This window comes from Alteromonas sp. MMG017 (assembly GCF_018100795.1).
Lineage (GTDB): Bacteria > Pseudomonadota > Gammaproteobacteria > Enterobacterales > Alteromonadaceae > Alteromonas.
The window spans coordinates 44,966-57,603 of the sequence record NZ_JAGJDY010000016.1; the positions used below are offsets into that span (position 1 = coordinate 44,966).

General features: G+C 43.5%; 15 protein-coding genes and 1 other annotated feature. Of the genes, 6 read left to right on the forward strand and 9 right to left on the reverse strand.

The window, feature by feature from the left end:
* Positions 1 to 6 precede the first annotated feature (6 nt).
* On the reverse strand, positions 7 to 909 hold the full coding sequence (hisG, locus tag J8L84_RS19150; protein WP_211072092.1) for an ATP phosphoribosyltransferase: 903 nt from the start codon (positions 907 to 909) through the stop codon (positions 7 to 9).
* A 59-nt stretch (positions 910 to 968) separates the two neighbouring features.
* Positions 969 to 1,087 (reverse strand) — a sequence feature (His leader region).
* Between the two features lie 231 nt (positions 1,088 to 1,318).
* On the opposite strand from hisG, the gene J8L84_RS19155 reads away from it, so the two are divergent.
* Positions 1,319 to 1,744: a hypothetical protein gene (locus J8L84_RS19155; RefSeq protein WP_211072093.1), complete on the forward strand. Its 426-nt coding sequence runs from the start codon at positions 1,319 to 1,321 to the stop codon at positions 1,742 to 1,744.
* Positions 1,745 to 1,837: 93 nt separating this feature from the next.
* Here the strand turns inward: J8L84_RS19155 and J8L84_RS20610 are convergent, their stop codons facing one another.
* The 8 genes from J8L84_RS20610 to J8L84_RS19190 all read right to left on the reverse strand — a co-directional run bounded on the left by J8L84_RS20610 (position 1,838) and on the right by J8L84_RS19190 (position 6,637).
* Complete coding sequence (locus J8L84_RS20610) at positions 1,838 to 1,969, reverse strand: hypothetical protein (protein ID WP_282100461.1); 132 nt, start codon at positions 1,967 to 1,969, stop codon at positions 1,838 to 1,840.
* 128 nt (positions 1,970 to 2,097) lie between these two features.
* Positions 2,098 to 2,391: a hypothetical protein gene (locus tag J8L84_RS19160; RefSeq protein ID WP_211072094.1), complete on the reverse strand. Its 294-nt coding sequence runs from the start codon at positions 2,389 to 2,391 to the stop codon at positions 2,098 to 2,100.
* Positions 2,392 to 2,488: 97 nt separating this feature from the next.
* Positions 2,489 to 2,983, reverse strand: a complete 495-nt coding sequence (locus J8L84_RS19165; protein ID WP_247670890.1) for an arsinothricin resistance N-acetyltransferase ArsN1 family B — start codon at positions 2,981 to 2,983, stop codon at positions 2,489 to 2,491.
* Between the two features lie 44 nt (positions 2,984 to 3,027).
* Positions 3,028 to 3,627 (reverse strand): thiamine biosynthesis protein ThiC, encoded by a 600-nt coding sequence (locus J8L84_RS19170; protein ID WP_211072095.1) that lies wholly within the window; start codon positions 3,625 to 3,627, stop codon positions 3,028 to 3,030.
* 345 nt (positions 3,628 to 3,972) lie between these two features.
* Complete coding sequence (locus J8L84_RS19175; protein WP_211072096.1) at positions 3,973 to 4,545, reverse strand: YSC84-related protein; 573 nt, start codon at positions 4,543 to 4,545, stop codon at positions 3,973 to 3,975.
* A gap of 160 nt (positions 4,546 to 4,705) precedes the next feature.
* Positions 4,706 to 5,587, reverse strand: a complete 882-nt coding sequence (locus J8L84_RS19180; protein WP_211072097.1) for a TraB/GumN family protein — start codon at positions 5,585 to 5,587, stop codon at positions 4,706 to 4,708.
* Between the two features lie 153 nt (positions 5,588 to 5,740).
* The gene (locus J8L84_RS19185) at positions 5,741 to 5,992 is read right to left on the reverse strand and encodes a DUF6482 family protein (protein ID WP_211072098.1); all 252 of its coding nucleotides are present in this window, start codon (positions 5,990 to 5,992) and stop codon (positions 5,741 to 5,743) included.
* 159 nt (positions 5,993 to 6,151) lie between these two features.
* Positions 6,152 to 6,637, reverse strand: coding sequence for a DUF2244 domain-containing protein (locus J8L84_RS19190; RefSeq protein ID WP_211072099.1), 486 nt, complete (start codon positions 6,635 to 6,637; stop codon positions 6,152 to 6,154).
* A 137-nt stretch (positions 6,638 to 6,774) separates the two neighbouring features.
* On the opposite strand from J8L84_RS19190, the gene J8L84_RS19195 reads away from it, so the two are divergent.
* From J8L84_RS19195 to J8L84_RS19215, 5 genes are all read left to right on the forward strand, one after another.
* Positions 6,775 to 7,683, forward strand: a complete 909-nt coding sequence (locus tag J8L84_RS19195; protein ID WP_211072131.1) for a sulfite exporter TauE/SafE family protein — start codon at positions 6,775 to 6,777, stop codon at positions 7,681 to 7,683.
* Between the two features lie 76 nt (positions 7,684 to 7,759).
* Positions 7,760 to 9,100 (forward strand): alpha-amylase family glycosyl hydrolase, encoded by a 1,341-nt coding sequence (locus tag J8L84_RS19200; protein WP_211072100.1) that lies wholly within the window; start codon positions 7,760 to 7,762, stop codon positions 9,098 to 9,100.
* 213 nt (positions 9,101 to 9,313) lie between these two features.
* Entirely contained in the window at positions 9,314 to 11,233 is a 1,920-nt protein-coding gene (locus J8L84_RS19205) for an ATP-dependent DNA helicase (protein ID WP_211072101.1), read from the forward strand.
* Between the two features lie 3 nt (positions 11,234 to 11,236).
* A complete protein-coding gene (gene tsaB / locus J8L84_RS19210; RefSeq protein WP_211072102.1) occupies positions 11,237 to 11,980 on the forward strand; it encodes a tRNA (adenosine(37)-N6)-threonylcarbamoyltransferase complex dimerization subunit type 1 TsaB in 744 nt (247 codons plus the stop codon).
* A gap of 283 nt (positions 11,981 to 12,263) precedes the next feature.
* On the forward strand, positions 12,264 to 12,566 hold the full coding sequence (locus J8L84_RS19215; protein ID WP_211072103.1) for a hypothetical protein: 303 nt from the start codon (positions 12,264 to 12,266) through the stop codon (positions 12,564 to 12,566).
* Positions 12,567 to 12,638: the final 72 nt, after the last annotated feature.

Genomic DNA, 12,638 nt, shown 5'->3' on the forward strand with positions numbered 1-12,638 from the left:
TGCCTTTTAGCCCATCATTTTTTCGATAGGCATTACTAATATTGAAGAGCAGCCTAGTGCTTTTAGTTTTTCCATCGTTTCCCAAAATAGGGTCTCAGTAGAAACAACATGAATAGCGACATGCTCTTCATTGCCAGACAAAGGCAATACAGTTGGGTTTTCCGCGCCCGGTAACAAGCTTTTCACTTGTTCTAGGTAAGCTTTTGGTGCGTGAAGCATGATGTACTTGCTTTCTTTCGCTAGCAATACACCGTCGACACGAGGCATTAGTCGGTTGATAAGGGTTTGCTTTTCATCGCTCATGTTGCCGTCGGCGCGTTGAATTAACACTGCTTTAGAGCGGAAGATGACATCTTCTTCAACCAAGCCGTTAGCTTCAAGAGTTGCGCCTGTGGATACCAAATCACAAATTGCATCGGCAACACCTGCGCGCGGTGCAACTTCAACTGAACCAGTAAGCATGACTGCTTTGGCGTTAATTTTTTGCTCTGCAAAATAACGCTCTAAAAGGAATGGGTAAGTGGTAGCCACTTTCTTGCCTTCCAAAGACTGAATGTTGGTGTAATCCATTTCAGTAGGAACGGCGATAGACAAGCGACAACCGCCGTAGTCTAAACGACGCAATACTTCATAATCAGAAGGCTTGTTAGCCGCTTTGCGTTCTAACATTTTTTCTTCAAGCTCGTTTTCGCCAATGAAGCCAAGGTCGGCTACGCCGTCCATCACTAATCCTGGAATGTCGTCATCGCGAACACGTAACAAATCGATAGGCTCGTTGGTAGAATGCGCAATCAGCAGGCGATCACGAATGTTCAATTTTATGCCAATAGCCTTAAGTAGTGCGATGCTGTCATCGCTTAAACGGCCTGATTTCTGTATGGCAATTCGAAGTCTTTTGCTGTTACTCATTGAAACGTTCCTTACACGTTGTACTACTTTTTACTGTCTTAACGATTACGCCTAAAACGAAAAACCCCCGGAAGTTTCCTTCCGGGGGTCGAGAATTTTTTCTATCTGCGCCACTGAAAGGAATAATAGACCTTCCAGCACGAACCTGAAAGGCTATGCTTTATGATGGTGGTGATGTTTTACAGCGCAGTTAATCATTTAATTTATTTAAACCTATTTTTGAACGGCTGAAACATTAACGGTTTGCCCCTACATTTGCAAGGCGAAAGTGAACTCTTTTTGCAGTTTCAGTCTAAATTAATATGTATATAGTAAAACTTTTTGATCTGAGCCAATGTGATCGTTTTCCCTATTAGTTAATGTACGGGATGAAATATCACAGAATTGACCCTAACGGGTTGGGGTAGCCATGAGTAATGACCTAATTTTTTCCATTTTACCGCGCAACACCAAAGTGCCCATCGAAACTGATAACCGGGTAAAAAAAGTGGCGCGCAGCGAAAAGTCAGAAGCGCTCAATCAAGATGAAAAAGAGCAGCACGATGAAGTGCATATCGTTGATGAAATGGAACAGCGTGAACGGCACGAGCAAAACAACGAAAAGAATGAACACCCGAGCGAACAAGAGAGTCGCCAACAAGGGGATCGTCAACAAGAGAGTCTTCAACAAGAAGACAGTCAAGCTAATACACAAGAACTCAAGCAAAAAAACAAGCAAGACGACAAATCAATAGGGCAGCAATTGGGCGAAACTGAAAGCCGCGAATTAAATACCGCAGATGCAACGGGCACTAAATTACCGCGGGGCATTAAGCATGTGGATATTACTATTTAACTGTGCAAGTGGCTTTCGGGTTCCTTCCCGTTACTTCTTATATGTTGCCTCAAAGTAACTCTGCAGAACAAAATTACATTCAGTAAACTTATATTATTTTCTGCCGCTGCTTTTAATTGCGCGCTTTAGTTCAGTTGGCAGTAAAAACGCATAACTGATAAACATAAGCGCAATACCCGTAACGATAAATAAATCATCTGCATTTAAAGAAAGTAGCGTTGTCATAGTAATACCTATAAGCGTTGAGAAGGAATGTCATAATTCACAACCAAATATTATCATTTCGGTGGCTACAAAATAGGGGCTGGGCACTCAACTTTAGTTTAAAAATCAAGCGTTTTTAGACTAATTGATTAATCGCAGGTTATTGGAGGTAAGCGAGGTGGTTGAGGTGGTAATTTTACGTCGTCACTAAGCAGTAAATCTAGAGCAAGGTTAACTTTCCCATTAGAACCCTTATATCGATCTGGATCGTCGGTCTCTAAAAATAAGTCGTTCTCATATACTTGCTCATCAACAACCTGTTGACGCATTTCAAAGACTCGCGCTGAGCAATCATCCATGTCATTAATTGAATGACAGCCGCTAGATAGCAGGCTGAACCCGGCAAGCACAAACAAATGAGAGCTTTTTGAACGCTTCTTCATAAAATACCATTCCCTTTTTTATGTAACCTTTAACTTCTAGGTTTGTACACAATTTACTTAATAGCGAACTTGAACATTAAGAAAGCTTCTTAAATCCCTAATTGTGAAGGCTCAACTGCCAATACCCAACATCTAACCATTCACCAAATTTAAACCCGACCTTAGGGAAATGTGCCACTTTTTTCATACCTAATTTTTCGTGTAAACCAACGCTGGCTGAGTTAGGTAACGTTATACCACCGATTACACTGTTGATGCCCAGAAGTTTGAGTTTATCTAAAAGTACTTCATATAGTTCAGTGCCTAACCCTTTTCCTTGGGCTTCGTTAGAAAGGTAAATCGTAGACTCTACAGAAAAACGATAAGCCGTCCTTTCTTTCCATTTAGTTGCATATGCATACCCTATAACTGCTTCGTCTTCGACTGCAACTATCCATGGTAAGGTAGATTCTGACACTTTCCTTAATCTCTTAGACATTTCTTCGCTTGAAACTTCAGTTTCTTCGAAAGTTATACAGGTATTAGCAACATAGAAATTATAGATTTCAGCTATTTTGGGCGAGTCTTCTAAAACAGCATCTCTAATAATCATGAAGTCTCCAAGCAGTAAAAGAACAACAATAGGGCGTATTTCACTTAATCTTCGCGGGCAACATTCATCAGACAGAAGGCTAGAAGCAAGGTTGCGAGTACACCAAACCCACCAGCAACCGCCGAAGGTAAGAAGGCGTTACGGCCAAATACAATTAATATCCCATTGGCGAGCATAGCAACAATACCCACTAGCGCAGTAACTCCACCTAAAGGCTTAGCACCATCTTGCATTTTTGCGATGCCAAAAATAAGTGCCGCAAAACCTAGCAAGAGCTTTGCTGCGTAATAGATCATGAAAGACAAGGCCACTACTGCACCCGCTAATGGTCCTAGGCTTTCGTTTTGCGTTGCAGCTTCGCGAAATGGTGTAAACAGAGTAAGACCGACACTCACTTGTACCAAGTTAAGCGCTGCACTAAATGCAATGGCAGACCATCCTACGTGGTAATGTTTTGCGCGCACCATCGCGGCGCCAGCAAATGCCATAAGGAAGGTAAAAAGAATACTTTCCGTTCCCCAGAATAGCTGGCGTGGAAAATCGATGTCGGCCACGCGAAGTAGGGTGTAAAGCGCCTGCGTAGCGGCCAGTAAAAAGAGTAAATACGACGTAACCCTAACCGTGTGTCTATTTGTAAAATCCATGGTTTCCCTTTGTGTGTTTGTCTAAGACTGCTCAAGGTCAATTATTGATGTTTTAAAAGACGTTAACCTAGTTCAACGCTTCAAATAAGGTGTCGCGTGCGTGTTGATCTATAATCGCTGAATGGTGATGCGAAGGCAGAGCCTGAAATTTTCTCAGTACTAATATGTTGTATTTTGGTAATGAAATCAACGTTCGAGATTGGTAGCAGAGTATAAGCGTAATATTGCGATATGAAGCTTGCTACATACAGGTAGGTTAGGGGGGGCGATTTTTAAAAACTGGCGCTAAACTTTTAAAAATTTAAAAGGGTCAGCACCAGGTTATTATTGTTAACTCAGTTTCAATTAGTTAAGTTCTTTATCTACCCAAAACTTGGTACCTTTCACGGTAGCTTGTAGGGCTAAACCACTTTCAGTCATGGTGTACACAGTAACATTGCCTAAATAGCCTTCGCCTTCTGCTGACATGCCTTTGTTACCCGCTTTAGCCGCAGCATCAGCGTTGCCACCTACTGTCCAACCATTTTCGATAAAGTAGTTCATGGCTTTTTGCGTGTGGAAAACCATCACAATGCGGTAGTCTTTCGCACCTAGTCCAAGACCAACACCGCCTTCGGCCATATTCATGTAAGTTTTCGTGCCAGTAACTTGGTTGTTCACTACACCGTAACCCGTACCGGCCGCAAAGAAAATGACGTTAATATTTGCATTCGTGAATACCGCGTAGCCTGCTGCATCTCGCACTTGTGAGCGGGTATCTGGCTTTTCAGTGTATAGCCTTGCTAAGGCGTTTTGCTGCATATCTAATATAGCTTGTCGCTTTTCCGCAACACTACCGTCACCCATTGAGGCGCAGCCAGTTACAGCGAGTAAAACTAAACCTATCAACGAAAATGAAGTTAAGCTTTTGAAATTCATATTTTTTCCTTTGATTCAATTTTAAAACGTACTATCTAAACTTTGGGCTCAGGTATTAAAGAAACCTAAGCGGGTCGGTTTAATCGTTTATTGCGTGTCATTACAATCCTAGTACGCAAAAAATGTGCTCAAAGGTTAGTTTTGAATGTAAATGTAATTGCTATTGCACCTTCTCAACGCTGAAACCTTGCTGTTCTAGCATGTTCAATACACCCAATTCACCTGGCAAATGCAATGCGCCTACTAGCACAAATTCAGTGGACTTAGTTGCCAACGCTTCTACTAAAAATTGCATCCAGGATTTGTTTCTAGATGATAAAAGTGTATCGAATATATCAGGGTATTCGGACTTGAAATCAGCCATGCTTTCTTCGTACATTTTATCGATGTCGCCTGCTTTCCAACTCGATTTCATTTTTGGTAAAACCTGTGGGAGTGTTTCAACGTCTTCAAGGGTGTATTGAATAAACGCATCTTCATCGCCATTACCCATTTTCTGAATAAACGAAAGTTGCTGTTCGGGGCTTTCTAACCAAAGAATGGTTTTATTGTCATTTTTGCCACGATTAAAGAAATGTTTATCTACGCCTTCACTGGTTAGCCCCATGATTTGAAGTTCAATCATGCTTAAGGTAATACTCAAAAATGCAGGCTTATACATCATAAAGTTAGACAGTGATAAACCACGCGCTTCCATGTGTGCTGATAAATTGGCTATGGTTTTTTCTGAAAGATCATCAGCAAGGCTGTTACCTTGGGTATAAGTTAGCTTTTTCATCATAGACTGCGCAAATTCTTGTGTTTCTAAGGCGTCTAAGTCTGTTTCAAACACTAACGTTTCTGATTGTTGGTAAGCGGTGTCGTAGGCATTTGGAAGAGGGTAATCACTTTCGCTAAGTAGGTGAAGTGTACCGCCAATATAGAGAGTGTTTTCACCGTTACTCACCTTGAAAACCGAGGCTGAAAAGGCAGGCGTGGTTAGCCCTACTACACAAGTTGTAAGTAAAAGCGCTAAGCTAAAAGCACGGGGGCTGAACTTCATCACATTGTCCTGTTAGATGATAATCAGCCACTTTACCGAGTAAGTAACATCTATTCAACTGGGTCTATTTACCCAGTACAGCTCACAACAGGGCCGTTGATCGATGGACAGTTAAAAAGAGAGCTATTAAAGAGAGATACTAAAGACAGCTAACTATCGATGCCAATCAATTTCGAGTTCCAACGCATCTGGAATCTGTGACTGACCTACCATTTCCTCGTAAGGGGTGGATTGACGCAGCCATACATGTTCAAACTCCTCAGAATTAAAGTGGTCTTTAATCTCATTTAGACAATGAAATGTCTTTGGCCGAGACGTTTTGTCTCTTACTAACGTGCGAGATGCATCTAGTCCTGTTGCCGCTAAATAGCTCCCGCCTTCAATTGACTCTATGTACAGATTCATGATTGTTCTCCGATATAACGCAAGTAGACATTACTATTTGTAGTTCATAGGCAGAAAAACGGATATTAAATTTAATTTAAACTTTGCTTCAATTCACTAAAGCTAGCGCTAAACGAAAGCAGCACGCACAAGCTAGACTACAAAAAGTAAGAACCAAGGCTACGTTTTCCACCAATGATTACGGCATACCATGATGCCTTCGTTATCTAGTGTTTCTTTCAGTAATGCGCGATCTTCAAGATTAAGGAACGCTCCCAAGACAATACGTTGTTCGTCATCCACTAAGGTGACGATGGGAAGGTGCCAATCGTTTTCAGATTCGGTAAATACAATATGCGCTGACGGACGAGTGAAAGAGAGTGTGCGGTGGCGGGTACAAAAGTGAATCTTGTGGGGCTCAATATCAAGGGTTTCCCACCGGTACGTACTGCGGGAAACTTGGTACATGATAAAAACAAGCAATACGACTTCTATGCCAGCAAAGGGTAAAATCACCCACACTCCCACCACCGCCCAACCAATAGCGATAGTGAATACAGCAACGGCAAATATCAACATCAGCCATTTAGTATCTTGCCAGCTGGCTGAACGGTTAGGCGTAAGCCTTAACCTCCTCTTACCTTGGAGTGAAATGGTTTCTAACATAAAGTTCAAAGGATAAAACGGTGACTACCTAGTAATATTAGTAGGCATTGGGCATTTTGCCGTCGTGATTTGTTTAAATAAAAGCACTAGCCGTACACGAGAGTTTCATCTCTATGCGCCATTTGAGGGGGAATGTGTTGAATCGTTTATTGCAGTGGGTAATAAAAAGCCCATTTAAAATTCTTTTGCTTGTACTGTGGATAGTGGTGATTTTTTCTCAGTCCACGCCGCTAGTGCTCATCGCCGAGAATAGCCTTTTTAGTTTGCTTGGCATCATTGGCGCTATTTTCGCAAACGCTACCGGTGCGGGTGGGGGCGTGGTGTTTGTTCCTTTCTTTAACCACTTACAGTTTTCATCTCAAAGCGTGGTGGCTACCAGTTTCGCTATTCAATGCTGCGGCATGACCGCGGGCGCTATTACGTGGTGGCGTTACAAATGCCGTCATCATCAAACCGATAGTCAATGGTGCGCGTTGCCTACAAGCTTATTGCTAAGCGTACCAGCGTCGCTGTGCGGCGTCTGGCTTGCGCAGTTTGGGCCAGATACGTTCACTGCTCTTTCACCTTTTAAAGGGGGAATAGAACAAATTCACTTGGGGTTTGGCGCCTTTTCTATAGTGCTCGCCGTGGCTATTTTTGCCTCTATTCCTTTTATGAAACGGGTTGCCTTAAAACAAGACGCTGATCAATTTGATATTGTGGCGCTGCCATTGGTATCTTTTTTTGGTGGAATTATAACCGCTTGGCTTTCGGTGGGGGTAGGTGAGCTGGTGGCTGTCTATCTCATTATCAGAGGGTTCAATGTCACTATGGCCATCGCCGCTGCTGTCATCTTATCAGCCTTTACTGTATGGGGCGCTGTGATTTATCACGTGTTAGTAACCCATGCCGTAGTTTGGGACGTAGTGATATTTGCTGGCGCGGGCGCAATAATTGGTGGCATGCTAGCCAAGTTTGTTGTGTTGGCTTTTTCACCCCAAAAACTTAAGCTTTTCTTTGGCACTTGGGTGCTCTTGCTCGGCGTATCTGGTTTGCCTATTTTCTAAGCGCTCAATTTTAAAGAGCTCACTTTTTAAATGCATAGTTTTAAACAGGAATCGTTTGTCAAAAAAGGATGTATGGATGACATATCAGACAACACCCAAGAAAATTTATCGTGTAACGCAGCCCGAATGGTCTAAACATGCCGTTATATACCAGGTAAATACTCGCCAGTTTTCTGTATCTGGTACATTTAAAGAAGTGACAAATAGCTTAAGTCACATTTGTGATTTAGGTGCCGATATTCTCTGGCTTATGCCTATCCATCCTATTGGTGAAAAAAATCGCAAAGGTGAGCTTGGTAGCCCCTATGCGGTGAAAGACTACTTAGGCATTAACCCCGAATTTGGCAATGCAGACGACGTTAAAGAGTTGGTACAAGAGGCGCACAAACGGAATTTGAAAGTTATTTTAGACTGGGTGCCTAATCATAGTGCTTGGGACAACCCTTTAGTCGACACGCATCCGCATTGGTATGCAAGAGATCATCACGGTGAATTTCGCCCGTCTCCTTGGTGGGATTGGTCAGATATTATCGAGTTTGATTACGACGAGCCTGCGCTACGTGAGTATATGATTAACGCCATGCGCTATTGGGTAGAACGCTTTGATATTGACGGTTTTCGATGTGATGTCGCGGGTTATGTTCCAAACGACTTTTGGCATCAAGCGCGTGTTGCCTTGGATGCGATAAAGCCGGTATTTATGTTAGCCGAGTGGGAAAATCGCGATTTACACGAAACTGCTTTTAACATGACCTATGCATGGAGCTGGAATGAAACCATGCACGAGCTCGCCCATGGACGATGTTCTCTCGACAGGTTAAGAAAATACTATTCATGGAATGAGCGAGCGTGGCCGCACAGTGCTTATCGAATGACCTTTGTAAGCAACCACGATAAAAATGCGTGGGATGGTACCCAACGTGAACAGTTTGGTAATGCCCTAGAAGGCGCTATCGTGTTATCTGTTTTAGGTGAAGGTATGCCACTAATTCATAATGGCCAAGAGGCAGGGGAAACAAAGCGTTTAGCGTTTTTTGAACGTGACCCTATTGAATGGCAACCTCACTGTATCGGTGATTTGTACAGAGCCTTAATTAAGATAAAAAAATCCATCCCTGCTTTAGGCAATGGCGAATTTGGTGCCCGTATGATTCAGGTACCAAGTAACTGTATGTCACAGGTATTTAGCTTTGTGAGAATGGATGAACACAATAAAGTATTAGTTATCATCAATTTTTCCAGCTCCCAATGCAACGTTACTTTTAACGACCCCATACTTAATGGCACTTATTCTAAGTGCACGCTTGATTCAAATACCTCCCATCCCGAGCTAATAAGCGAACCAGAACACTTACATATCGAGAAGCCTGTTCAAATTGGCTCGTGGGGTTATCAGGTATGGATTAGTGCTCATTAATCGGTATGAGCATGGCTCACCCGCTATTACTTCTTGATGGATGTGACAATAAGTATGAATTGCGAGTGTTTGAACCGTCGGCTTCAGAGGGGCATGAAATCTGTCATTCGGTATGGAATTTTCGCGAATACTAACCATTTTTCGAAAAACTTTGGCATAATGCACCGCTTTGTGGCCTAGCGGCCAAATCTTCACTTTTACGTTAAGTACACTATGCCAACTATCGATGACATCTTTTCTTCCACGGGTTTACTTGCTAAAACCATCAATGGCTTTGTTCCCCGTGAGGCGCAAACACAAATGGCGCAAGCGGTAAAAGAAGCCATTGATGAAACCGGCAGCCTAGTGGTGGAAGCCGGTACAGGTACAGGGAAAACCTTCGCTTATTTAGCGCCCGCGCTGTTAGCTGAGGGTAAAGCGATAGTGTCGACGGGAACGAAAAACCTGCAAGAACAGCTATTTCATCGCGATTTACCTCTGGTGAAAAAAGCCCTTAGCAGCAGGCGTAAAACGGCGTTGTTAAAAGGCCGTGCTAATTACCTTTGCCTGCACCGACTAGAACAACATGGCGGTAACTCCACGTTAGTGGAAAAAGAGGTGTTAGGGCAGCTATCAGAAGTGAAGCTGTGGTCTACCACCACAAAAACTGGCGACATGGGCGAGCTAAAAAGTTTGCCTGAGGATGCGCGAGTGCTGCCTTTGGTTACGTCTACAGTAGATAACTGTCTTGGGCGCGACTGCCCCGATTATGAAGAGTGTTATTTGGTTAAGGCACGGCGTAAAGCGTTGGATGCCGATATTATCGTGGTAAATCACCACTTGTTTTTCGCTGACATGGCACTAAAAGATACCGGGTTCGGTGAGCTTATCCCAGAAGCTGACGCCATTATATTCGATGAAGCCCATCAAATTCCCGATATTGCCGCAGACTACTTTGGTGAATCGCTTTCTACCCGCCAAATTCAAGATTTAGCCAAAGATATTACCCTCATTTTTAGAACCGTTTTAAAAGACGCGGCACAATTAGACAAAGCAGCAGATAAATGCCGCATGATTGCTGCCGATTTACGCCTGTTGTTCCCCGATACTACCCAACGAGGAAACTGGGCTGAAGCCTTAATGCGTGACGATGTGCGCTTAGAAGTAGGTAAACTAGCAGAGGCGCTAGGGGTACTGCATGAAGTGTGTAAGCTGCATATTGGTCGCGATAAAGATTTAGATAATCTGTACGAAAGAATTGTGTCGGTGAGGGAGCAACTCGACTCGTTAAGTGATGAGAAGCAAGAAAATGTGAGCTTGTGGTATGAAACCACCACTCGCCATTTAATTATGCATTTAACGCCGTTATCGATTGCTGCTAAGTTCCGCCGTTTTGTGGCATCGCCTCCTCGCGGTTGGGTTTTTACCTCTGCAACATTAATGGTTAACGGTGGCTTTGAGCATTTTCAGCGCCGAATGGGATTAGAAGACTCAAAAACGTTAGGCTTAGATAGCCCTTTTAACTACCCCGAACAAGCCATGTTGTGTGTACCTCGGTATTTGCCCGAGCCGAACAGTTTTTCTATGCGGGAAACCTTGTTGAATACGGCCAAAAGATTGATTAAAGCCAGTAAAGGCCGGTGCTTTTTGTTGTTTACCAGCCACGCCATGCTGCGTGAAATTGCCGGTAAGCTGGAAGATGAAATCGACAACCCATTATTAGTACAAGGCACGACCACCAAGCAGGCACTATTAGATGCCTACTTGGCTGACGAAAAAGCGGTATTAATGGGCACGGGCGCTTTTTGGGAAGGGGTGGATGTGCGAGGGAATGACTTGGTGTGCGTCATGATAGATAAACTGCCATTCGCATCACCAGATGATCCGCTATTACAAGCCCGAATGGACGACGTTAAAAAGCGCGGCGCAAACCCCTTTGGCGTTATTCAAATACCCCAAGCCGTCATTGCTTTAAAGCAAGGTGCTGGGCGCTTAATTCGCGACCCTACCGATAAAGGAGTATTGGTTATTTGCGATAATCGTTTAGTGACCAAACCCTATGCGAAAACTTTTATAGGTAGCTTGCCGAATATGCGCAGAACCCGCAGTTTAGACGAAGTAGAGTCTTTCCTTGCAAAAATTGATGAAGAGTAAAGAATGAAAATTTTAGCCATAGACACGGCAACAGAGGCCTGTTCAGTAGCACTTAATACAGGCAGCGGTATTGTATCTCGTTTTGAAATTTGCCCACAGCAACATAGTCAGCGTTTACTGCCTATGTTGGATGAAGTGTTAAAAGACGCAGGGCTTGTACTGGCCGATTTAGACTTACTGGCATTTGGTCGAGGCCCTGGCAGCTTTACCGGCGTGCGTATTGCCACTGGTATGATTCAAGGTTTAGCCCTTGGCAGTGGTTTAAAGGTAGCTGGCGTAAGCACCTTAGCCGCCATGGCGCAACAAGCGCTAACAGCTAAGCCGACGAAAACTAGGCAAACGGAAACCAAGCAAGCTTCATGGGTTGTGTGTGCTACCGATGCCCGCATGGGCGAGGTTTATTTTGCCATCTACAAATCTGAAAATGGCTCATTGGAAGAAGTGGTTGCTGAGCAAGTGTGCCCTCCTGAAATAGCCGTAGCGCATATCAATGACACAATAGTTTCTAATGAAGGTGAGGCTATGGGTGAATTTGAGCCTGTTGGTACAGGCTGGCAGGCTTATCCGGCACTTGAGGCATTGCTGCCTGAAGATCATGAGGTGTCTATTCAATTTCCTGACGCGGTTTATATGTTGCCTCTTGCTGAGCAACGAGCGCAGGAAGGCGATGTACAAGTGGCTAGTGATGTAAAACCTGTTTATTTGCGTGACAAAGTGACGTGGAAAAAGTTACCTGGCCGCGAATAAGAGTATAAACCTCAGGCCTGAACACCTTTTTAAGCGCCTGCTGCGCCATTAACTGCAGAATATAGTGTGACATGTAAATCAAGATTTAGAGCTAGGCTCTCGAGTGAGCAGGTAAGCGTTCCAGTATCTGGGCGCGATTCTTGCAATATTCTTTAAATATAGAATGCAATTTAGCGCTTTGTATCGTTAAGGAGATGGCGCTTACAACATAAACATTCGTTGTAGTCATCTCATTACGTATTTACCTATTTGGTTTCATTTAAAAGACTGACACGTTTTTGGTATGCATATAACTAACAATTTTTCGATACCTTCATCGCATCAATCAGAGCCCTCACAAGGGCGCGTTGCTAAAGTTAATAAAGATGCGCAGCAGCAAAGCAATGGTGAAGGTAAGCAACAGAATAATCATATTGTGGTGGCCCCAGACGCACAGGGCACCGACAATGCACAGGCTTATCAACGTTTCGTACGTGAAGATAGTGCGGGCTATTCTCAGCAGGCTATTGCCTCGTATACCAGTTTTGAAAAACAGCAAGAACGTGAGTCGGTACAAAGCATGTTTGGTGTAGATATTTACGCTTAATGCTTAAACTAACATAGCGTGTTGTTAGTGTTATCTTTGCGTTGTATTCGCCTGTTATAAGCAGTGAAATCT

What these genes read in the sequence shown, in the direction of transcription:
- hisG (WP_211072092.1), bottom strand. Translation starts at nt 909, where the DNA reads ATGAGTAACAGCAAAAGACTTCGAATTGCCATACAGAAATCAGGCCGT.
- J8L84_RS19155 (WP_211072093.1), top strand. Translation starts at nt 1,319, where the DNA reads ATGAGTAATGACCTAATTTTTTCCATTTTACCGCGCAACACCAAAGTG.
- J8L84_RS20610 (WP_282100461.1), bottom strand. Translation starts at nt 1,969, where the DNA reads ATGACAACGCTACTTTCTTTAAATGCAGATGATTTATTTATCGTTACG.
- J8L84_RS19160 (WP_211072094.1), bottom strand. Translation starts at nt 2,391, where the DNA reads ATGAAGAAGCGTTCAAAAAGCTCTCATTTGTTTGTGCTTGCCGGGTTC.
- J8L84_RS19165 (WP_247670890.1), bottom strand. Translation starts at nt 2,983, where the DNA reads ATGATTATTAGAGATGCTGTTTTAGAAGACTCGCCCAAAATAGCTGAA.
- J8L84_RS19170 (WP_211072095.1), bottom strand. Translation starts at nt 3,627, where the DNA reads ATGGATTTTACAAATAGACACACGGTTAGGGTTACGTCGTATTTACTC.
- J8L84_RS19175 (WP_211072096.1), bottom strand. Translation starts at nt 4,545, where the DNA reads ATGAATTTCAAAAGCTTAACTTCATTTTCGTTGATAGGTTTAGTTTTA.
- J8L84_RS19180 (WP_211072097.1), bottom strand. Translation starts at nt 5,587, where the DNA reads ATGAAGTTCAGCCCCCGTGCTTTTAGCTTAGCGCTTTTACTTACAACT.
- J8L84_RS19185 (WP_211072098.1), bottom strand. Translation starts at nt 5,992, where the DNA reads ATGAATCTGTACATAGAGTCAATTGAAGGCGGGAGCTATTTAGCGGCA.
- J8L84_RS19190 (WP_211072099.1), bottom strand. Translation starts at nt 6,637, where the DNA reads ATGTTAGAAACCATTTCACTCCAAGGTAAGAGGAGGTTAAGGCTTACG.
- J8L84_RS19200 (WP_211072100.1), top strand. Translation starts at nt 7,760, where the DNA reads ATGACATATCAGACAACACCCAAGAAAATTTATCGTGTAACGCAGCCC.
- J8L84_RS19205 (WP_211072101.1), top strand. Translation starts at nt 9,314, where the DNA reads ATGCCAACTATCGATGACATCTTTTCTTCCACGGGTTTACTTGCTAAA.
- tsaB (WP_211072102.1), top strand. Translation starts at nt 11,237, where the DNA reads ATGAAAATTTTAGCCATAGACACGGCAACAGAGGCCTGTTCAGTAGCA.
- J8L84_RS19215 (WP_211072103.1), top strand. Translation starts at nt 12,264, where the DNA reads ATGCATATAACTAACAATTTTTCGATACCTTCATCGCATCAATCAGAG.